Consider the following 20,458-nt stretch of genomic DNA (forward strand, 5'->3'; position numbering starts at 1 on the left):
CGCAAGTCGATAGGATGGGTCTGGCATAGCCCGACAGCGTAACGCGGCCACGCCAGCGACGCGCCACACTCGGCCCCTGACACGCCCCCCACGCGACCCCATCATGAAAAACGCCCGGAAGTCCGCGGACTTCCGGGCCATTCTCTTGCAGGTGCGAGGGATCAGTCGAGCTGCGACAGATCGCGCACAGCGCCCTTGTCGGCCGACATCACGAGCTTGGCGTAGGCCTTCAACGCGGCCGAGACCTTGCGGGGACGCGGCTTGGCGGGCTTCCAGCCCATGGCGTCCTGCTCGGCGCGGCGGCGGGCCAGTTCCTCATCGGACACCAGCACGTTGATCGTGCGGTTCGGGATGTCGATGCGGATGCGGTCGCCATTGCGCACCAGGCCGATCGCGCCGCCGGCAGCCGCCTCGGGCGAGCAGTGGCCGATCGACAGGCCCGACGTGCCGCCCGAGAAGCGACCGTCGGTGAGCAGCGCACACGCCTTACCCAGGCCCTTGGACTTGATGTAGCTGGTCGGGTAGAGCATTTCCTGCATGCCCGGGCCGCCCTTGGGGCCTTCGTAGCGCACGACGACGACGTCGCCCGCCTTGACCTTGTCGGCGAGAATGTTCTCCACGGCTTCGTCCTGGGACTCGACCACGTGGGCGTTGCCCTCGAACACATGGATGCTCTCGTCCACACCGGCCGTCTTCACCACGCAGCCATCGAGCGCGATGTTGCCGGTGAGCACGGCCAGGCCGCCTTCCTGCGAGAAGGCATGGTCGCCAGAGCGGATGCAGCCTTCGGCGCGGTCCAGGTCCAGGCTGGGCCAGCGCGTGTTCTGGCTGAACGCCACCTGGGTCGGGATCCCCGCAGGGCCGGCCAGGTAGAAGCGGCGCACGGCCTCGTCCTGAGACACCGTGATGTCCCACTGGGCCAGGGCGTCGCCCAGCGTGGCGGAATGCACCGTGGGCGCATCCGTGTGCAGCTTGCCCGCGCGGCGAGCTCGCCCAGGATGGCCATGATGCCACCTGCGCGGTGCACGTCCTCGATGTGGTACTTGTTCGTGTTGGGCGCCACCTTGCACAGCTGCGGCACGGTGCGCGAGAGCCGGTCAATGTCGGCCATCGTGAATTCGATCTCCGCTTCCTGCGCGATGGCCAGGATATGCAGGATCGTATTGGTCGAGCCGCCCATGGCGATGTCCAGCGTCATCGCATTCTCGAAGGCCTTGAAGCCCATCGAGCGCGGCAGCACGCCCATGTCGTCCTGCTCGTAGTGCTGGCGCGTGATCTCGACGATGCGGCGGCCGGCGCGCTTGAAGAGCTGCTCGCGATCGGCGTGGGTGGCCACCACCGTGCCATTGCCCGGCAGCGAGAGGCCCAGCGCCTCGGTCAGACAGTTCATCGAATTGGCCGTGAACATGCCCGAGCAGGACCCGCAGGTCGGACACGCCGAGCGCTCGACTTCGGCCACCTCGGCGTCCGAATAGGACGTATCGGCCGCCATGACCATCGCGTCGATCAGGTCGAGCTTCTTGATCTCGACCGTCTTGGTGACCGGGTTGGCGAGACGCGTCTTGCCGGCTTCCATCGGGCCGCCGGACACGAAGATCACGGGGATGTTCAGGCGCATGGCGGCCATCAGCATCCCGGGGGTGATCTTGTCGCAGTTGGAGATGCACACCATGGCGTCGGCACAGTGGGCATTGACCATGTACTCGACCGAATCCGCGATGATGTCGCGGCTGGGCAGCGAATACAGCATGCCATCGTGGCCCATGGCGATGCCATCGTCCACGGCGATCGTGTTGAACTCCTTGGCCACGCCGCCGGCGGCTTCGATCTCGCGGGCGACGAGCTGGCCCAGGTCCTTCAGGTGCACGTGGCCCGGGACGAACTGGGTGAAGGAATTGACCACCGCGATGATCGGCTTGGAGAAATCATCGTCCTTCATGCCGGTGGCGCGCCACAGCGAGCGCGCCCCCGCCATGTTGCGGCCAGCGGTGGAAGTCTTGGAACGGTAGGTGGGCATGGTGATCCGGGAGAAAAGATCGCAAAAAGTGTCGGGCCGCGGGGATGCCGCGCCCTCGGTGCCCGTGCAAACAACCTCTTGAGCCGCGCCGTGGGCAAACAGGGGGATTATCGCATCTGGCCCGGCGGAACAAAAAAGCCTGGCCGCAAAGGGCCAGGCTCCGTATCCACCCCAGGCGCGTCAGGCCGCGGCGCGGCCGCGACGGTAGCGGCGATAGGCCATCGGTCCGACGACGACGCCGATGGCCGCGATCCACAGGCTGATCGAGATCGGGCTCGCCCAGAGGATGTGCAGCTCGCCGTTGGTGATCGACAGTGCCCGACGCAGGTTCTGCTCCATCATGTTGCCGAGCACCGTTCCAAGCACGAGCGGCGCGAGCGGCAGGCCCATGCGGCGCAGGAAGTAGCCGATCACGCCGATCACCACCACCAGGGTGAGATCGAAGGTGGTGGCGTTGATCGCGTACACGCCTATGAAACTGATGGAGAGCACGCCCGGCACCAGCAGCCAGGGCGGGATCGCCAGCATGGCGGCAAAGACGCGCACCATGGGCACGTTCATCATGAAGAGCATGACGTTCGCGATGAAGAGCGAGGCGATCAGGCCCCACACCAGTGCCGGCTGCTGCTCGAAGAGCACCGGCCCCGGCGTGATGTTGTAGAGGGTGAGCGCGCCCATCATGACCGCCGTGGTGCCCGAGCCCGGCACGCCCAGTGTCAGCATGGGGATGAAGGAACCGGTGGCTGCGCTGTTGTTGGCCGATTCCGGTGCGGCCAGGCCGCGCATGTCGCCCTTGCCGAAGCAGGCGTCGGGATCCTTGCCCTCGATCAGGCGCTTTTCGTTGGCATAGGCCATGGCCGATGCCACGCTCGCGCCGGCACCGGGCAGCACGCCCACGAAGAAGCCCATGAAGCCGCTGCGCACCGTGGACCACCAAGTGAACCGCAGCTCCTTCATGTTGAAGAGCTTGCGCTCGCTCTTGGGTACCTTCACCGAGATGCCGGACAGCAGCTTCTCGAGCATCTGCAGCATTTCGGCCACGGCGAACAGACCAATCACGACCACGACGAAGTCGATGCCGTCAGCCAGATGCGGCATGTCGAAGGTGTACCGGTAGACACCCGAATTGGCGTCCACTCCGACCGTGGAGATCGCCAAACCGATCATCGCCGCGAGCACGCCCTTGACGGGCTCTTCACCCAACAGGCTGGTGAGGGCGCAGAATGCGAACACCATCAGCACGAAGTACTCTGCCGGCCCAAATGCCAGCGCCCAGCCGGCCAGCAGGGGCGCAAAGAGCAGGATGCCAAAGATGGCGATGGTCGAGCCGACGAACGACGCCCATGCAGACAATGAGAGCGCGACGCTCGCCAGCCCCTTGCGGGCGAGCGGGTAGCCGTCCAGCGTGGTCATCACTGCCGCGGCCTCGCCTGGCACGTTGATGAGGATCGAGGTGATTCGCCCGCCGTACTCTGCACCCACGTACACGGCGGCCAGCAGGATGAGCGCGGTCTCGGGCGGCAGGTTCATCGCGAAGGCAATGGGCACGAGCATGGCCACGCCGTTGATCGGACCCAGGCCCGGCAGCACACCGACGATGGTGCCAAAAAAGGAACCGATCGCGGCGACGAGCAGGTTCATCGGGTCGGCAGCGACGCCGAAGCCGATGGCAAGATGATCGAGGACGCCGTTCACAGCAGGTCTCCCAGAATGCCGGTCGGCAAGACGACGTCCAGCGCCTTGTCAAAGAGCAGGAAGAAGAAGAGCGCCATGACCACACCGCCGATCACGCACCGCAACCACGCACCGCCGAACAGACGCCCAACGAAGATCGTCATGGCAGCCGTGGCGACCACGAAGCCAAGCCACTGGAACATCAGCGCATAGGCCGCGAGGAAGCCCACCATCATCAGGATGCGCGCATTGGCGCCGGGCGGGTTGGGTTCGACGGGATTGCCGCCCTTGAACAGGAGCCGCACGCCGCACACGGCGATGATGAAGGCGAGCAGCAGCGGGAAGGCGCGCGGGCCCACGGGCTCGTACGCGAACGGCGCTTCCAGTCCATACCCGAAGGCAGTGAGGAAGGCGGCCAGGGCAAGGGCGAAGACGCCCAGGACACGGTCGTTGAGGGCCATGACGGATCTCTCGAGGGAAAGAGTGGCAGCCGCGGCGGGCGCCCTGGCTCATCAGCCAGGACGCCCGCGACGCTGCGTATCGGACGTCAGTTCTTCTTGATGAGGCCGAAAGAATCGGCCAGCTCGGCATACTGCTTGACACGCTGCTTCACGTAGGCGTCCAGCTCAGCACCCGTGAGGTCGAACGGGAAGAGACCTTGTTGCTGTTGCAGCTTGGCAAACTCGGGGCTTGCCAGCGTCTTGTCGAAGGCCTGCTTCCACCAGTCGAACTCGGCATCGGACACCTTCGGGCCCATGTAGAAGCCACGAATGATGGGCCATTCGATGTCATAGCCCTGCTCGGCGGCGGTGGGCACATCGGCCAGGCGGCCCGGCAGGCGCTCCTTGTGGTAGACGGCAAGCACGCGGATCGGCGCGCCGCCGTCCATCAGGGTGACGGCCTCGGCGGCATCGCCCATGTAGGCCTGGATATGGCCACCGCGCAGGGCGGACAGGGCTTCGCCACCGCCTTCGAAGGCGACGAAGCGCATCTTGCGGTAATCGACGTTCGCGGCTTTGGCGGTGAGCGCTGCCTTCATCCAGTCCTGGCTGCCGACCGAGCCGCCGGCACCCAGCACGATCTTGGTCGGGTCTTCCTGGAAGGCCTTCATCAGGCTTTGCAGGTCCTTGTACGGGGAATCATCGCGTACCACGGCCACGCCGTAGTCGGTGCCCACGGCGGCGAGCCAGCGCACGTCATTCTCGTTGTAGCGACCGAACTTACCCTGGGCCAGATTGAGCAGCGAGCCGCCCGAGAAGGCCACGATCGTGCCGGCTTCGGCCGGGCGCTGCGCCACGATGTTGTTGTATGCCACCGCACCGATGCCACCCGGCATGTAGACGATACGCATCGGGTTCTGCAGGGCGCCGCTCTGCTTGAGCCCGCCCTGCGCGAGGCGGCAGGTCAGATCAAAGCCGCCGCCCGGCTGGGCCGGGGCCACGCATTCAGGACGGCTGGGCTCGGCGGCCACGGCCACGTTCAGGCCGGGTAGCGCCATCACGGCAGCCAGGGCTGCGCCACGCAGGAATCGCTGGGGAATCATGGAAGTCTCCGTCGTGTGCCGGCTCCTGCAGGCTGGGGCTGGCCCGGGCCTGGCTGCCGGCTGTTGGGAAGCAGATGCCCCGAAATGTAGGCAACGCTGGCTTTCCGCAACCTTTCAATCGGACGAATTTTGCGTGTCTTCAGGGTTAACCCCGAGGACTCTGCCTGGCGGAAAGCGCAGCCCGGCCCGCAGCCCGCGCGGGCTGGCCTCGGCCAGCACGAATTCGGCGTCATGGACATGGGCGATCGTCTTCACGATGGCCAGGCCTAGCCCCGCCCCGGGGGTGTCCCGACCCGCGTCGCCGCGCCAGAACCGCGTGCCGGCACGCTCGCGCTCCTCGGCGGTCATGCCGGGGCCTTCGTCGTCGACCATCAGGTTTGCAAAGCCGGACTCCGCGGTGACCGTGACAGTGATCCGGCCGCGGCACGGGGTATACCGGATGGCGTTGTCCACGAGATTGCTCAGAGCCTCGCGCAGCATCCATTCGGCGCCGCGCACGCAGACGGAGGTGCCGGGCAGGGCCAGCCCGCAGTCCAGCTGGCGCGCGCGGGCGGCGGGCAGCAAGGCGCGCATGACGGTGTCGGCCAGCGCGCCGAGGTCGACGGGGTCGGCGAGCAGGCGCTCGCGGGCGGCGACGTGGTCGCGCGTGCGAGCGAGCGCGAGCAGCTGATTGGTCATGCGCACGGCATGCTCCACGCCGCGCTGCATGGCCACGAGCACGCTGTGGACTTCCTGCGGATCGGACTCGCGCAGCGCGTAGGCGATCTGCGTGCGCAATACCGACAGGGGGGTGCGCAGCTGGTGCGAGGCGTCGTCCAGGAACTGCTGCTGGTCGCGCGCCTGATCGCCGTAGCGCTGCATGTGCCGGTTCATGGCGCGAACCAGCGGCTGCACTTCCGAGGGCAGGCCCTCGTCGTCGATCGGACGCAGATCGTCCGCCCGGCGCGCCTCGATCTCCTCGCGCAGGCGCGCGAGCGGACGCAGCGAGATCATCACGCCCATGACGAGCAGCATGACGCTCGCGAGGATGCCGAGCACGTCGCGCTCGAAGCCGCGCACCAGCACCGAAGCGATGAAGACTTCGCGCGTATTCAGGCTTTCGGCCACCTGCACGATGACGCGGCCACTCGGCTCGCCCGCGAGTGGCGGATCCATCCTGCGTGCCATGGACGCAACGCGTACCCGCTCGCCCAAGTAGATGCCTTCGTAGAAAAGAGGGACATTGGATTCGAGGGGGGCATCCGGCATGGGCAGCTCGGGATACCCGATCTCGGCCAACCCGCTTTCGGTGGCCACCCGGTAGAACACGCGTCCGTTGGCCGTCAGCTGGAAGAACTCGAGGAGGAGGAAGGGCTGCTCCATGGACAGGCCGCCGCTGGCCGTCGAGATGTTCAGATCGATGGCGCGCAGGGCCCCCGCGAGCGCGCGATCGTAGGCCGTGTCGACCTGCTCCTTGAGTAGGTTGTTCGACAGCCACAGCGCGCCCAGCATGATGAGCACCAAGGCCGGCACGAGCCACCAGAGCAGGCGCGACTTCAGGCTGCGCGCGCGGCGGCGGCGCTCACGCATCGGGCAGCCGCTCCAGCACGTAGCCCATGCCGCGCAGGGTCACGATGTGCACACCGGTGTCTGCGAGCTTCTTGCGCAGTCGGTGGATCAACACTTCCACGGCCTCGAGGTTGACGTCGCGATCGTCCGGCACGATGCGATCCAGGATCTGCTGCTTGTTGATCGGCTCCCCGCTCTTTTGCACCAGAACGCGCAACACCGCGTGCTCGCGCGGCGACAGGGCGAGCGGCACCCCATGCACCGTGAAGCGCTGTGCCGCAGTATCCAGCACCAGCGGACCGCAGGCCAGGCGCGGGTGGTCACGTCCGCGACTGCGCCGCACCAGGGCGACCAGGCGCGCTTCGAGCTCCTCGACGCGGAAGGGCTTGGGCAGGAAATCATCGGCACCGTCGTGCAGCACGCCTACGCGGTCGGCAAGCGAATCGCGCGCCGTCAGCACGAGCACCGGGGTACGGTCATCGCGCGCCCGCAGCCGCGCCAGCAGTGCCGTACCGTCCAGCCCGGGCAGTCCCAGGTCGAGGACAATGGCGTCGAATTCCTCCACCGCGAGTCGGCGCTCGGCGAGCAGGCCGTCGTCGGCCCAGTCCACCACGTAGCCACTGTGGCGAGCCAGTGTGCGCGACAGCCAGCGCGCAAGCTCGGGTTCATCTTCGATCAGGAGGATTCGCATGGAGTGTCCGGCCTGCCTTGCGCGGGAGCGCCGTTTGCGTCGGGATGCTGTCGGCGCGAGGGCGCGGACGGCGACGTGCTGCGGTCATGGCCCCGCATTATAGGAAGGGAACGCTTGCCGACGCCGCCGGTATACCCACGACGCCATGTAGGCCAAATGCGAGTGAGACGCATCCTTGATCGGTTAATCTAGTATGTTGTGCTGCCGACGACGCGTCGGCAGTCTTTGTTGGCCACCTTCCCCGGAGTCCGCATGAGCACCCGCCGCGAGAAAGACACCTTCGGCCCGATCGATGTTCCGAACGAGCATCTGTGGGGCGCCCAGACGCAACGTTCGCTGCAGTTCTTCGCCATTTCTTCCGAGAAGCTGCCACCGCAGCTCATCGACGCCCTGGCGCGCCTGAAGCGCGCCGCGGCCCGTGTGAACGCCGGCCTGGGTGAGTTGGACGGCACCATTGCCGACGGCATCGCCAAGGCGGCGGACGAAGTCATTGCCGGCCAGTGGCCCGGTGAGTTCCCGCTGGCGGTGTGGCAGACGGGCTCGGGCACGCAAAGCAACATGAACATGAACGAGGTGCTCGCCAACCGCGCCTCGGAGATCCTGGGCGGCGAGCGGGGCGAAGGCCGCAAGGTCCACCCCAATGATCACGTGAACCGCGGTCAATCGTCCAACGACGTGTTCCCCACCGCCATGCACATCGCCGCTGCCGTGCAGGTCGAGCAGCACTTGTTGCCTGCGCTGGCCGCACTGCGCGCCACGCTGGACGCCAAGCGCGCCGCGTTCAACGACATCGTGAAGATCGGCCGTACACACTTGCAGGACGCCACGCCACTCACGCTGGGCCAGGAACTGTCCGGCCACGTGGCTCAGCTCGACTTGTGCGAAGCCCAGATCCGCACCACCTTGTCCGGCCTGCACCAGCTGGCCATCGGCGGCACGGCGGTGGGCACCGGCCTGAACGCCCACCCCGAATTCAGTGTGAAGGTGGCCGCCGAGCTTGCCCGCGATACCGGGGTGGACTTCGTGTCCGCCCCGAACAAGTTCCAGGCGCTCGCAGGGCACGAAGGCCTGCTCTTTGCCCATGGCGCCCTCAAGACGCTGGCGGGCGCACTGATGAAGATCGCCAACGACGTGCGCTGGCTCGCGAGCGGCCCGCGTTCGGGCCTGGGCGAGATCAGCATTCCCGAGAACGAACCGGGCAGCTCGATCATGCCGGGCAAGGTCAACCCGACGCAGTGCGAGGCGCTCACCATGCTGGCCGCCCAGGTGCTAGGCAACGACGTGGCGATCAACGTGGGCGGCTCGATGGGCAACTTCGAGCTCAACGTCTTCAAGCCCATGATCATCCACAACTTCCTGCAGTCGGTGCGTCTCCTGGCCGACGGCATGGCGAGCTTCGACAAGAACTGCGCCGTGGGCATCGAGCCCAACCGCGAACGCATCCAGGAACTCGTGGACCGCTCGCTGATGCTGGTGACGGCGCTCAATCCGCACATCGGCTACGACAAGGCCGCGCAGATCGCCAAGAAGGCGCACAAGGAGAACCTGTCCTTGAAGGAATCTGCCCTGGCCCTGGGCTATGTCACCGAGGCGCAGTTCGCCGAGTGGGTCATACCCGCCGACATGACCAACGCCGATCGCACTGCGTAAGCGCCGTTCCCGCCGTGGGCCGGCGGCGCTGTACCGCTGGCCCACGACACCGTTGACTTTCGAGACCTCGCTGTCATGACTGTTTCCGCCGCTCCCGCGACGCCGGGCGGCACCTTGCCGACGACGCCCGTGCGCTTCGTCCTGCACTTCTTCTGGCGATTCCGCGGGTGGTACCTGCTGATCGTCTTTCTCGAACTGGCCGCCGCGGCCAGCTCCATCATCATGCCGTATGCCATCGGGCAGATCGTGGGCGCCGTCACGGATGCCGCCCAGCAGCCCGCCGGCGGCAAACGATCGCGCAGGCGGTCACTGCACCCTTGCTGCTCTTCGTCGGCCTAGCACTGGGGGAACTCATCTTCAACCGCGCGAGCGGCGCCTGTCGGGTGGTGGTCTCGCCCGCGCAGCGCACCGGCGTGGCGCGCGCGCTCTTCGGCTATCTTCAGCACCACTCGCACCGGTTCATCAGCAACCACTTCGCGGGGGCCCTGGCCTCGCGCATCAGCGAGACGTCGATGGGCGTGAACATGACCATCTCCATGGTCGTCTTCGAATTCCTGCCGCTGCTGGCCACGCTCACGGTGTCGATCTTCCTGCTCGCCTCGGCCAATCTCATGCTGGCCGGCTTCACGCTGGCCTGGGCCGTGGTGTTCGTCGCGGTGTCATTCTGGCTCGCGCGCCGGGCCCGGCCCTATGCGCAGCGCAGCGCGGCCGCCCGCGCCGAGACCACCGGACGCATCATGGATTCCGTCACGAACCTGCCCAATGTGCGGCTGTTCGCCCGCGGAAAGCACGAGTACGAGCGCCTGCGCGCCACGCAGGCGGCCGAGATCGCCGTCACGCGCCGCTCGATGTGGTTCAGCGAGAAGGTGCAATGGTTTCAGATGACCGCGGCGCTCGTGCTCAAGGTCGGCATGCTGATCTTTGCCATCGTGCTCTGGCGCGACGGGCGCATCGACGTGGCCGCCTTCGTGATGAGCACCAGTCTGTCGCTGCTCGTCATCAACGACGCGCGCAACCTGGGCCGGCGCTTCCTGGAAATGTTCGAGTACGTGGGCAACGTCACCAATGGCGTGCAGACGCTGCTCGGGCCGCACGAGATCGTGGATCGCCCCGGCGCGCGCGACGTGCGCATCACGCGCGGGGACATCGCCTTCGAGGACGTCGGCTTCGGCTACGACCCCAAGAGGCCGGTCTTCAAGGGCCTGAACGTGCGCATCCCGGCAGGCCAGCGCGTGGGCCTGGTGGGCTTCTCAGGCTCGGGCAAATCCACGCTCGTGAACCTGCTGCTGCGACTGTACGAGCCGCAGCAGGGTCGCATCACCCTCGATGGCGTGGACATCAACGACATGACCCAGGACTCGCTGCATCGGCAGATCGGGCTGATCCCCCAGGAGCCGGGACTATTTCACCGCAGTCTGGCCGAGAACATCCGCTACGGACGGCTCGAGGCCGACGACGAGGCCGTGCGTGAAGCCGCGACGCGGGCCAGCGCGGCTGCTTTCATCGACGATCTGCCCCAACAATATGAAGCGCTCGTGGGCGAGCGCGGCGTGAAGCTCTCTGGTGGGCAGCGCCAGCGCGTGGCTATCGCCCGGGTCATGCTCAAGGACGCGCCCATCCTGGTGATGGACGAGGCCACGTCGAGCCTGGACTCGATTACTGAGAAGGCTATCCAGGACAGTCTGGACGACCTGATGGAGGACCGCACGGTGATCGTGATCGCCCATCGGCTCTCGACGATCGCCCATCTGGACCGCATCCTGGTGTTCGACCAGGGGGTGCTCGTGCAGGACGGTAGCCATGCAGACCTGCAGAGCCAGCCCGGCACCTACCAACGGCTCTGGCAACAGCAGGCCGATGGCTTCTTGCCGGACGTGCAGGCGCAGGCCTGACAGGCCGTAGCGCCTGGCACCGTCAGGCGGCTGCGCGCCCCGACACCTCGGCGCCCGCATCCGGATCCAGCCGGCGGAACGACAGCGCCGAGAGCGACACCAGGATACCGACGACGACGAAGCCGACCGCCACGTCGCTGATCGCGAGCGTCTGCGCGCCGCGCGCCGCCATGCTCAGGTTGATGGAAATGGCCGCCACGCCCACGCCCAGGCTGATGCCGACCTGCTGCGCCATGGCGGCCAGGCCGCTTGCGCGGCTCATGGATTCCTGCGCGATGTCGGCATAGGTGAGCGTGTTCACCGCCGTGAGCTGCAGGGAGCGGAAGAAGCCGCCCAGCAGCAGCACCAGCAGCATGACCCAGTACGGCGTGGTGGGCGTGAAGAGCGCGCACACCGCGATCGAGACGCCAGTGATGATCGCGTTGCTGAGCAGGATCCGGCGAAAGCCGAACCGGCGCAGCACTGGCACGGCCACCGTCTTCATCAACAGCGCCCCCACGGCACTCACGAACGTGATCATGCCCGCCGCGAGCGGGCTGAGACCGAAGCCGACCTGCAGCAGCATGACGAGCAGGAATGGGGTCGCACCAATCGCGAATCGGCACAAATTGCCTCCTAGACTGGCGATGGCGAACGTGGGGATGCGCAGCAGACTCAGGTCGACGATCGGGTGCGGCGTGCGGCGAGCATGCCAGCGATAGGCAACAGCGCAGCCCACCCCGAATGCCAGCAGAGCGGCGCTCGCAAGCGGGGGCAGCAACTGGTGGCCGACGGCTTCGAACGTGAAGACGATGGATGCCAGGCTCAGGCTGGTCAGTGCGAAGCCCAGCCAGTCCATGGGCGGCCGGGGCGAGAGCCCGGGGATCGTCGGGATGAAGCGATACACCAGGACCAGGCCCAGCACGCCGATCGGCAGATTGATGAGGAAGATCCAATGCCACGAGGCATAGGTGACGAGAAAGCCGCCGAGCGGCGGGCCGACGACGGGCCCCAGCAGCGCCGGGATCGAGAGGAACGACATGGCCTGCACCAGTTCGTTCTTGGGCACCGAGCGCAGCAGGATCACTCGGCCCACGGGCACCATCATGGCCCCCGCCAGCCCTTGCACCAATCGCGCGGCGATGAGCTCTGGCACGTTGCCGGCCAGGGCGCACGCCGCGGACGACAGGGTGAAGAGCAGAATCGCAGTGATGAAGACACGGCGCGGTCCGAATCGATCCGCGGCCCAGCCGCTCAGCGGCACGAACATCGCCACGGCAAGCAAGTAGGACGTGATCGCGATGTTCATGCGCACAGGCGTGGTACCGAGCGCCTCGGCCATCGCCGGCAGGGCCGTGGCCACCACCGTGGCATCGAGCATCTGCATGAAAAGGGCACAACCGACGATGCCCGGAATGATGAAGGAAGGGCGACTCATGGATGCTGCACCACTCGCCCTGTCAGTTTTCGCAGGTTGGAACAGATGCCGCAGACGGACAAAATGAATCCTCGTTTGTTATGGACTGTAACTATGTATGCTTTCCACCGCTTCGACCGCAAACCCCGCACGGAGCTGACCCAGCGCGAACGCGAGGTGTTGGATCACGTGCTGGGGGGTCAGCCCAACAAGCGGATCGCCGATTCGCTCGGCATTTCCCAACGCACAGTGGAGGTGCATCGCTCTCGCATCTTCCAGAAGCTCGGCGTGCGCAATGCGCTGGAACTCATCGCGACGCTATACAGCCAAGGCCACTTCCCCGGCTTGCCGCTGGCCGAGTCTTCACCGCTCATGCCCCCAGCTGCGCAGGCCATCGATGCGCGCCCGCCGCTCTATTGAGATCCGACATGGCGCACGCCGCCGCTCAACGACTGCGCAACTGATCGACGAACTGCTTGCGAAACTTCGCCACCTTGGGCGCGATGACGGCATGGCAATAGCCTTGTCGCGGGTTCTGGGCGAAGTAGTTGCGGTGATAGTCCTCGGCGGGCCACACGTGCGCTGCCGGATACAGACGGGTGACGATCGGCGCATCGAAGATGCCCTGACGGTTCAACGCATCGATGACCCGCTCGGCCGTCTCGCGCTGTGCGTCGTCCTGCCAGAAGATGGCAGAACGGTACTGCGAACCGACGTCGTGGCCCTGTCGGTCCAGCGTGGTTGGGTCGTGTGTGGCAAAGAACACATTGAGCAGGTCCTCGAAGCGGATCACCTGCGGATCGAAGCGGATATCCACCACTTCGATGTGCCCCGTGTCGCCACCGCACACTTGCTCGTAGCTGGGCGATTCGCCCTCGCCGCCGGCATACCCCGAGGTGACCGACGTCACGCCACGCAGCTGCTGGAAGACGGCTTCGGTGCACCAGAAGCAGCCGCCACCGAATACCGCGCGGCCCGTGGCCACGCCGTCGTCTTGGGAATTCGCCATCACGTATCTCCTGTTGCGTCGTACCCCGGCAGTGGGGAGGAGCAAGGCGCGCGCGGCTCAGGGCGTGGTCTTGCCCAAGGTCAGAATCCATTCGGCGAGATGCCGGGCCTCGTCGTCGTCCACCTGCGGCTGCGCCGGCATGGTGAGGGCGCCCACTTGCCGCGGCTGCCCTGCTGGATGGCCTGCGCAAGGTAGGAAACGTTGTCGGCGTCCTCGCCCTTGCCGGCGTAGCGTTCACCAATGGCGCGAAAGGGAGGGCCGACCCGACGCGCATCCACCTGGTGGCAGCCCAGGCAGACATTCGCGCGGGCGAGCGCCATGGCCTGCTCGGTGGTGTCCGCCGCATGCGCGGGCGAGACTGAGATCAGCACCCCGAGCGCACAGGCGGCCAAGCCTCCGACCGCGCCGCGCCACTGCCGGGCGATGGCCTGGGTGGGGTTAAAAGCGCGCGGTGGGTACGACATGGCAATCCCTGCAATGCGTTTGGCATGACGGCCGAGGCCAAAGGGTTATTATCGACCAGTTTTCACTTTCGCCCCCCGCCCCATGCTCGAGCACCCCTCGTTCGACCCGGTGGCCTTCCAGATCGGCCCGGTGGCCGTGCACTGGTATGGCCTCATGTATCTGCTGGGCTTCGCGCTCGCCTGGGTCGTCGGACGACGCCTGGTTGCCCGGGGCGTGACGCGCCTGACACGCAACGATCTCGAAGACCTGATCTTCTACGCCATCATCGGCGTCATCGTCGGTGGTCGCCTGGGCTATGTGCTGTTCTACAAGCCCGCGTACTACCTGCAGCATCCGCTCGAAATCTTTGCCGTGTGGGAAGGCGGCATGGCCTTTCATGGCGGATTGATCGGCGTGATCGCTGTCATCGCATGGTTCGCCTGGCGTCGGGGCTTGCGGCTGCTCGAAGTCGGCGATCTGGTCGCGCCGATGGTGCCGCTCGGCCTGGCCGCAGGCCGCATGGGCAACTTCATCAACGGCGAACTCTGGGGCCGCGTCAGTCACGTGCCCTGGGCCATGGTGTTCCCGGGCGCACGCGATGGCCTGCCGCGCCATCCGTCGCAGCTCTATCAGTTTGCGCTGGAAGGCCTGCTGCTGTTCCTCATCGTGTGGTGGTTCGCCCGCAAGCCGCAGCCCCTGGGCCGCGTGAGCGCCGTGTTCCTCATCGGCTACGGCGTGTTCCGCTTCCTCGTGGAATACACGCGCGAGCCGGACAGCTTCCTCGGCCTGCTGGCCGGTGGCTTCAGCATGGGCCAATGGCTCTCGCTGCCCATGATCCTGGCGGGGCTGTGGATCTTCCGTTGGTCCGCCCGCCAGCCGAGCGCCGTGGCGGCGATCTGAATCCATGGCGGTGAGCGGCGCGTCGGCGCCGCACCGACGCGCCCCACGTGCCAGCCGGCACGCCTCGGGCAGCGCCTGAGCGCTGCCCTGTGAACCCGCTCCCCACGCCCGTTCAGGCGCCAGCGTCGTCCAGGCTGGCGCCCAGGCGTTGCGCACCCTCGCGCAGCCCGTCTTCCGCCCAGGAGGCGAAGGATAGGCGCAGCCACGGGCTCGGCTTGCCATCGGCGAAGAACGCCGCCCCCGGCACGAACAGCACCTGATGACGAATGGCCGCCTGCAGCCAGGCTGACGTGTCCGCATCGGACGCGTCCAGACGTGCCCAGAGGAACATCCCCCCGCGCGGCGCGGCGAACGTGAGCCGTCCCTCCAGCGCCTGGCCCAAGGCGTCGGACAACGCCCGCCCGCGCGCGCCATAGGCGGCGCGCAGATTCGGCAGGTGAGCGGCGAAGCGCCCCTCCTGCAGATAGCGGGCTGCCAGGGCCTGCGTCAGCGTGCTGGCATGCAGGTCGTCCACTTGCTTGGCAAGCACGCAAGCCCGCCGGATCGCGGCCGGGCCGAGCATCCAGCCCAGGCGCAGGCCGGGTGCGAGTGTCTTGGACAGACTCCCCAGATAGACGCAGACATCTGCGGCACCCGCCACCTCGCCACGCAAGGCATACAGCGAGAGCGGTGGAGGCGCGTCGAACCACAGGTCACCGTAGGGATCGTCCTCGAGCACGAGGCACCCGTGCCGCACGGCCAGCGCGAGGACGTCGCGACGGCGCTCAGCCGCCAACACCCGCGCCGAGGGATTGCCGAAGTTCGGCACCAGGTACAGCATCTTGGGCGCGTGCGTAGCCAGGGCTTCGGCCAGCACCTCGGGCAGCACGCCGTCGTCGTCACCGGCGACTTCCACGACGGTCGCACCGGCCAGCCGGAAAGCCGACAGCGCGGCCGGGTAGGTGGGCGCCTCCACGAGCACGACGTCGCCAGGGGCGAGCACCGTGCGCGCCATGAGATCGATGCCTTGCTGCGAGCCCGTGAGCACCAGCACGTCGGCGGCTTCGCTGGGCATGCCCCGGTCCGTCGACAGCGCGGCCAGCGCTTCGCGCAGGGGCATGTGGCCGTCGGTCGCGTCATAGGCCAGCGCGCGGGCCAGCGAGGCGCCGGACAAGCTGCCCAGCACGTCCTGCACACCGGCCACGTCCATGAGCTCGGGTGCCGGATAGCCGCCGGCAAGCGAGATCATCCCCGACAGTTCGGTATAGCGCTTGAGCTCGCGGATCGGCGAGCCGGGCGCGTGGCGATACACGTCGCGAACGAAATCGGCCGCGTCGCGCGCGCCGTGGGTAGGCGTCGTCATGGTCACGCCGCCTTCGCCGCGCCGGCCAGGCGTGCGAGCGCTTCGCGCAACGAGGCGGCCTCGCTCTCGCGGTAGAGCGCGAACTCGTCCTGCACCGGACCCCCCAGAGCGACCTCGAAGGCCGGACGGTTGCCGCCGCCCGCATACGCGTCGTTCTCGTTGCCGCCCAGGTTGGACTGGAAGATGCCGGCCGCGCTCACGGGCAGGAAATCCTCGTAGACCTGCGGGGTGATCTGCAGCCAGCCGGCTGCCACGAGCGCATCGACGTCGTCGCGGTTGACCGGGGGCACCTCGCCTGCGGCCAGGCGCGACGTGTTGGCGGTGTAGCGCACGTGGATCAGGCGGTCGCGATACAGCGTCTCGACGTCGTCCGGGAAGGCACGGAAGGCCTCGGCCAGTGCAGCACCGCCGCCCGCGGCGCGGGATTGGGCGAGCAGAGTGTCATAGCGCTCGCGCCCGGCCGGGGTGAGCGCGCAACCACGCTGCTCAATTTCGCCGAAGCGGGCGGTGTGCGTGCCATCGCGGGCGGCTTCGCCAGCGCCGAACACGATCGGCTCCTCGAGTGCGAGAAAGCTGGTCTGGCGCAGCAGGATCGGCACGACACGGCGCGGCGGGCCTTCGATGCTGGCCTTGGCGCGCATGCCGCGCTCGCCCATCGCGGCCTGGGCCCGGTCGATGTCGAGCACGCGCGGCGTCAGGTGATTGATGTGCGGGCCCTTGAAGCAGACCACGTCGGCGATGAGCGGGTGGGCGCCCTTGAGTTGCTGGTAGGTGGCCAGATCGACGGTGGCATCACTGTGCCAGCGGAAGGTTTCCAGCGCCTCGGCCACGAAGCGGCGGCCTTCCTCGGCGGTGAGACCGCCGGCGGCTTCCGCCTGCTCGACCAGGCTGACACAGCCCGGCGTGAAGATCTGGCGGCGGGCCAGGATCGCCTGTGCGGTCTCGCGCAGCGCGGCGTCTTCGATCAGCTCGAGACGCAGCAGGGACGTGAAGACCCGGAAGGGGTTCAGGCGCAGCGCTTCGTCGTCAACGGGACGAAAGGCGGTCGAATGCACGGGCACACCGGCCACGGACAAATCGTAGTAACCCACGGCGGTCATGCCGAGCACGGCGAAAACGCGGCGGATCATCGCGAGTTCGGCGGCCGTGCCCAGGCGGATCGCGCCGTGACGTTCCAGGTCCAGGCGGGCCAGTTCGTCGGTGCGCTCCAGCGCTTCGCGCTGATCGGGCTTGTCGGCAAGTTCCGACGCGTTGATGTCGGCCACGAGGGTGAGCAGCGTCCCGTACTGCGGCACCTCGGTGCGGTACATGTCGGACAGGGCCTGGGAGAACCAGGAGCGGAGGGTATTGGCGGAGATGAGGTCGGCTTTCATGCCGGGCATGATGCGCCGCCAAGGCGGCGGCGGCTAACGAAAATTCTGCAGCACATCATGCGAAAATCGCATGAAGTCGCTTCGACCTGCCCGCATGTTCCATCGTCGATTCCTGCCGCCCACGGCCCAGCTCATGGCCTTCGAGAGCGCTGCGCGTCATGCGAGCGTGTCGCGCGCGGCCGAGGAGCTCCACCTCACGCAAAGCGCCGTGTCTCGCCAGATCCAGCAACTGGAGGCGAGCCTGGGTGTCGCACTTTTCCAACGTCATCGCCAGCGTCTCGTGCTGACGGACGCCGGTCGGCTGTATGCCGCTGAAGTGCGACCGGGACTGCAGACCCTTGCCGAGGCCAGCCAGAAGGTCATGCGCCATGGCGGCTCCAGAGGTCTGTTGAACCTGGCCGTGCTGCCCACCTTCGGTACGCGCTGGCTGATTCCGCGCATGCCCCGCTTTGCCGCGCGTCACCCGGACGTGCTGGTGCACTTTGCCACCCGTCTGGAGCCTTTCGACTTCGAACGTGAGCCGTTCGACGCCGCCGTGCACTTCGGTGATCCGGTGTGGCCGGGCACCCAGTGCGATCTCTTGCTGCCGGAATCCGTCGTGCCGGTCTGCAGCCCGGCCTTCCTGGCGCGCCATCCGGTGCGCGAGAGGGCGGACCTCACCGGGCTGCCGCTGCTGCAGCAGACCACCCGGCCGGCCTTGTGGCTGGAGTGGTTCGAGCAATCCGGACTCGGCGCCGCCTGGGCCATGCAGGGGGCCCACTTCGAACAATTCGCCATGATGGCGGCCGCCGCCGCCGCCGGGATGGGCGTCGGCCTCATGCCCCACTGCCTGGTCGAGGAAGAGTTAGGCAACGGGCGGCTCGTGGCACTCTTTCGGCCGATGCGGCTGCAAACGCAGGCCTACTACCTGGCGGTGCCTGAGGCCCGGGCCGCCGAGCCGCTCGTCTCTGCCTTTCGCACCTGGCTGCGCGAAGAAGCCCAGGCCGCGGTGACGGCGGCCCAGGACGTGGTGCCTCACATCACCGACGCGCCCGATGGCGCATCGGTGGATCCGGTCAGGGCTTGGCGGTAGCGTGGCCCAGCGTGACCTCGCCCTGCACCGAGACGGTGACGGTGGCCGTCCCCGCCTCGAACTGCGGGGGCGCCGAATCCGATTGCGGTGCGGCGCGCATCATCGCCATCTTGGGCTGGGCGTACACGGCGCCGCTGCCCGCCAGATCGAGCTTGCGGATGCTGTAGCTACCAAAGCCGAAGGCCTTGGCAGCTTCATCGGCGCGCGCACGGAACGCCGTGGCCGCTTCGCCCAGCAAGCGCTTCTCTTCGGCCGCGCGTGCCTCGCGCGACAGCGAGAACGCGACGTCGGAGATCGCCATGCCCTGGGGAGCCTGCGCCGCCAGTGACGACGCTGCCGGCAGATCCGTGGATTCCAGAACGATCTCGGCGCGACCGCGCCAGCCGGTGATCTTGCCGTCGCGATCGGTGTTCGGCCAGATGCGGTAGGCGCCGCTGCGCACGGTCACGCCCTGCCCCGCCTTGCCGCGCAGTTGCGTGAGGCCATCATTCGACAGCTTGGTCAGTCGTTGGGAGACATCGGCCTGATCCGTGCCTTCGAGCTCGGCAGCCAGCGTGATGTCGACCTTGTCCTGGGCGACTTCGGACACCGCTTCGGCCTGCAGCGACAGACGCGGCTCACGCGTCTGCTCGCGACGCTCGCGATCGCGCTCATGCTCGTGCGCGTGCGCCAATGGCGCCGCAAGCACCGTCAAGGCAGCAAGGCCGGCGGCCAGGGGGAAACGGGAGGGTTGAGACGTCACGGCAGGCTTCCTCTGAAACAATGACCGGCGCGGGCACCACGCCCTGCACGGGCGTCCTACCGTAGCGTATTCAAGCGACAAATGCCGTGTAAGACTTCCACAGCATGTAACACGCGAGCAGGAAGAGCATCCCGGCGAACGCGCGCTTGAGCCGGTGCACGGGCAGCCGGTGGGCCATGGCAGCCCCCACAGGGGCTGCCAGCATGCTGGCGATGGACACGACGATCAGCACGGGCCAGGCAATGAAGCCGAACATGCCAGGCTGGCCGGTCGTCTCGTGCCAGCCCGACCAGACATAACCCACCGTATTGGCGGCGGCGATGGGAAAGCCCAGCGCGGCCGAGGTGCCGATGGCGTGGGCCAGCGGCACATTGCGCCGGGTCATGAACGGCACGGACAAAAAGCCGCCGCCGGCCCCCACCAGTCCGGAGATGAAGCCGATGCCGGTGCCGGCGGCACCTAGACCCAGGGCGCCCGGCAATGCCCGATCCGCCGCCACGGGCCGCGCCGTCAGCATGCGCAGCGCGGAATACCCGACGAAGAGACCAAAACCCAGCGCGAGCCAGGCGGCAGGCAGCAAGGCGAACGCCGCTCCGCCCGAGAGCAAGCCGCCCAGGATCAGCCCGGGCACCATGGCCGCGACCACATGCCAGCGGACCGCCCCACGGCGACTATGGGCGCGCGCGCTGGAAAGCGACGTAAAGAGGATGGTGGCCATGGCCGTGGCGATGGCCACGTGGACCTGCATGTCGAGCGCCACGCCTTGCCAGGCCAGCACGGCAGCGAGCAGGGGTGCCATGACCATCCCACCGCCGACGCCGAGCAACCCGGCCAGGAAGCCGCAGCCCAGGCCCAACGCCAGCAACGAGGCGACCGATGCCACATCCAAGACCACCGCAGTCTCCCGTACCTGCGCCATGGATGCGCCATTGAACCAAAGAAAACGGCCCGGTGAGATCACCGGGCCGTCGATAAAGTCCCCGCCTGTGCCGCCAGGCCGGCATCCTGAACCGATAGGTTCAAGTGGTCGCAGTCATTCGTGCTTCGAGTCATCTCCCGGAGGAGCGATCACACCCACACGACTTGTTCCGCAACCGATGCCAAGATATTGGAACAGGATTACTTGGCCAGTCACGAACACCGCAGGGAAAACTGAACTGCACGG

Annotated in this window: 18 protein-coding genes, 1 other RNA gene and 1 pseudogene; 6 read left to right on the top strand and 14 right to left on the bottom strand. The window is 67.2% G+C overall.

Going from position 1 to position 20,458, the window contains the following annotated elements:
* Window positions 1–161 precede the first annotated feature (161 nt).
* From ilvD to IMZ29_RS11080, 6 genes and pseudogenes are all read right to left on the bottom strand, one after another.
* Window positions 162–2,017 (bottom strand): annotated as a pseudogene (ilvD, locus tag IMZ29_RS11055) (dihydroxy-acid dehydratase).
* Between the two features lie 180 nt (window positions 2,018–2,197).
* On the bottom strand, window positions 2,198–3,712 hold the full coding sequence (locus IMZ29_RS11060) for a tripartite tricarboxylate transporter permease (RefSeq protein WP_216183693.1): 1,515 nt from the start codon (window positions 3,710–3,712) through the stop codon (window positions 2,198–2,200).
* Window positions 3,709–4,152: a tripartite tricarboxylate transporter TctB family protein gene (locus IMZ29_RS11065; RefSeq protein ID WP_216183695.1), complete on the bottom strand. Its 444-nt coding sequence runs from the start codon at window positions 4,150–4,152 to the stop codon at window positions 3,709–3,711. The genes IMZ29_RS11060 and IMZ29_RS11065 overlap by 4 nt, the downstream gene beginning before the upstream one ends.
* An 86-nt stretch (window positions 4,153–4,238) precedes the next feature.
* Window positions 4,239–5,234, bottom strand: a complete 996-nt coding sequence (locus tag IMZ29_RS11070) for a Bug family tripartite tricarboxylate transporter substrate binding protein (protein ID WP_216183697.1) — start codon at window positions 5,232–5,234, stop codon at window positions 4,239–4,241.
* A 114-nt stretch (window positions 5,235–5,348) separates the two neighbouring features.
* Window positions 5,349–6,803, bottom strand: coding sequence for a sensor histidine kinase (locus tag IMZ29_RS11075; protein ID WP_216183699.1), 1,455 nt, complete (start codon window positions 6,801–6,803; stop codon window positions 5,349–5,351).
* Window positions 6,796–7,473, bottom strand: coding sequence for a response regulator (locus IMZ29_RS11080; RefSeq protein ID WP_216183701.1), 678 nt, complete (start codon window positions 7,471–7,473; stop codon window positions 6,796–6,798). The genes IMZ29_RS11075 and IMZ29_RS11080 overlap by 8 nt, the downstream gene beginning before the upstream one ends.
* A gap of 252 nt (window positions 7,474–7,725) precedes the next feature.
* Here IMZ29_RS11080 and fumC point away from each other — a divergent pair, with 252 nt between their 5' ends.
* The 3 genes from fumC (at window position 7,726) to IMZ29_RS11095 (ending at window position 11,015) form a co-directional block, all read left to right on the top strand.
* Window positions 7,726–9,123, top strand: a complete 1,398-nt coding sequence (fumC, locus tag IMZ29_RS11085) for a class II fumarate hydratase (RefSeq protein ID WP_216183702.1) — start codon at window positions 7,726–7,728, stop codon at window positions 9,121–9,123.
* A gap of 75 nt (window positions 9,124–9,198) precedes the next feature.
* Window positions 9,199–9,462 (top strand): hypothetical protein, encoded by a 264-nt coding sequence (locus IMZ29_RS11090; protein ID WP_216183704.1) that lies wholly within the window; start codon window positions 9,199–9,201, stop codon window positions 9,460–9,462.
* Window positions 9,441–11,015, top strand: coding sequence for an ABC transporter ATP-binding protein (locus IMZ29_RS11095; protein WP_216183706.1), 1,575 nt, complete (start codon window positions 9,441–9,443; stop codon window positions 11,013–11,015). The genes IMZ29_RS11090 and IMZ29_RS11095 overlap by 22 nt, the downstream gene beginning before the upstream one ends.
* A 22-nt stretch (window positions 11,016–11,037) precedes the next feature.
* Here IMZ29_RS11095 and IMZ29_RS11100 read toward each other — a convergent pair whose 3' ends face one another.
* Complete coding sequence (locus IMZ29_RS11100) at window positions 11,038–12,432, bottom strand: DHA2 family efflux MFS transporter permease subunit (protein ID WP_216183708.1); 1,395 nt, start codon at window positions 12,430–12,432, stop codon at window positions 11,038–11,040.
* A gap of 93 nt (window positions 12,433–12,525) precedes the next feature.
* Between IMZ29_RS11100 and IMZ29_RS23290 the strand changes: the two genes are divergently transcribed.
* Entirely contained in the window at window positions 12,526–12,831 is a 306-nt protein-coding gene (locus IMZ29_RS23290; protein ID WP_371820232.1) for a response regulator transcription factor, read from the top strand.
* A gap of 25 nt (window positions 12,832–12,856) precedes the next feature.
* Here IMZ29_RS23290 and msrA read toward each other — a convergent pair whose 3' ends face one another.
* Together msrA and IMZ29_RS22755 are read right to left on the bottom strand one after the other, a co-directional pair.
* Window positions 12,857–13,420, bottom strand: a complete 564-nt coding sequence (gene msrA / locus IMZ29_RS11110; protein ID WP_216183712.1) for a peptide-methionine (S)-S-oxide reductase MsrA — start codon at window positions 13,418–13,420, stop codon at window positions 12,857–12,859.
* Window positions 13,421–13,500: 80 nt separating this feature from the next.
* Complete coding sequence (locus tag IMZ29_RS22755; protein ID WP_253207045.1) at window positions 13,501–13,884, bottom strand: c-type cytochrome; 384 nt, start codon at window positions 13,882–13,884, stop codon at window positions 13,501–13,503.
* Window positions 13,885–13,966: 82 nt separating this feature from the next.
* Here IMZ29_RS22755 and lgt point away from each other — a divergent pair, with 82 nt between their 5' ends.
* Entirely contained in the window at window positions 13,967–14,764 is a 798-nt protein-coding gene (gene lgt, locus IMZ29_RS11120; RefSeq protein WP_216183714.1) for a prolipoprotein diacylglyceryl transferase, read from the top strand.
* Between the two features lie 112 nt (window positions 14,765–14,876).
* Here lgt and IMZ29_RS11125 read toward each other — a convergent pair whose 3' ends face one another.
* Entirely contained in the window at window positions 14,877–16,106 is a 1,230-nt protein-coding gene (locus IMZ29_RS11125) for an aminotransferase-like domain-containing protein (RefSeq protein ID WP_216183716.1), read from the bottom strand.
* 2 nt (window positions 16,107–16,108) lie between these two features.
* Window positions 16,109–17,479: a 2-oxoadipate dioxygenase/decarboxylase HglS gene (gene hglS / locus IMZ29_RS11130; protein ID WP_371820242.1), complete on the bottom strand. Its 1,371-nt coding sequence runs from the start codon at window positions 17,477–17,479 to the stop codon at window positions 16,109–16,111.
* Window positions 17,480–17,573: 94 nt separating this feature from the next.
* Between hglS and gcvA the strand changes: the two genes are divergently transcribed.
* The gene (gene gcvA, locus IMZ29_RS11135; protein WP_216183833.1) at window positions 17,574–18,551 is read left to right on the top strand and encodes a transcriptional regulator GcvA; all 978 of its coding nucleotides are present in this window, start codon (window positions 17,574–17,576) and stop codon (window positions 18,549–18,551) included.
* On the opposite strand, the gene IMZ29_RS11140 is transcribed toward gcvA, so the two are convergent.
* From IMZ29_RS11140 to ssrS, 3 genes are all read right to left on the bottom strand, one after another.
* Window positions 18,535–19,293 (bottom strand): SIMPL domain-containing protein, encoded by a 759-nt coding sequence (locus IMZ29_RS11140; RefSeq protein ID WP_216183720.1) that lies wholly within the window; start codon window positions 19,291–19,293, stop codon window positions 18,535–18,537. The two genes, gcvA and IMZ29_RS11140, sit on opposite strands and share 17 nt — an antisense overlap.
* Window positions 19,294–19,363: 70 nt before the next feature.
* Window positions 19,364–20,182, bottom strand: coding sequence for a sulfite exporter TauE/SafE family protein (locus IMZ29_RS11145; RefSeq protein ID WP_216183834.1), 819 nt, complete (start codon window positions 20,180–20,182; stop codon window positions 19,364–19,366).
* 84 nt (window positions 20,183–20,266) lie between these two features.
* Window positions 20,267–20,445, bottom strand: a non-coding RNA gene (gene ssrS / locus IMZ29_RS11150) — 6S RNA.
* Window positions 20,446–20,458 lie beyond the last annotated feature (13 nt).

The organism is Verticiella alkaliphila (assembly GCF_018904615.1).
GTDB classification, from domain to species: Bacteria; Pseudomonadota; Gammaproteobacteria; order Burkholderiales; family Burkholderiaceae_B; genus Verticiella; species Verticiella alkaliphila.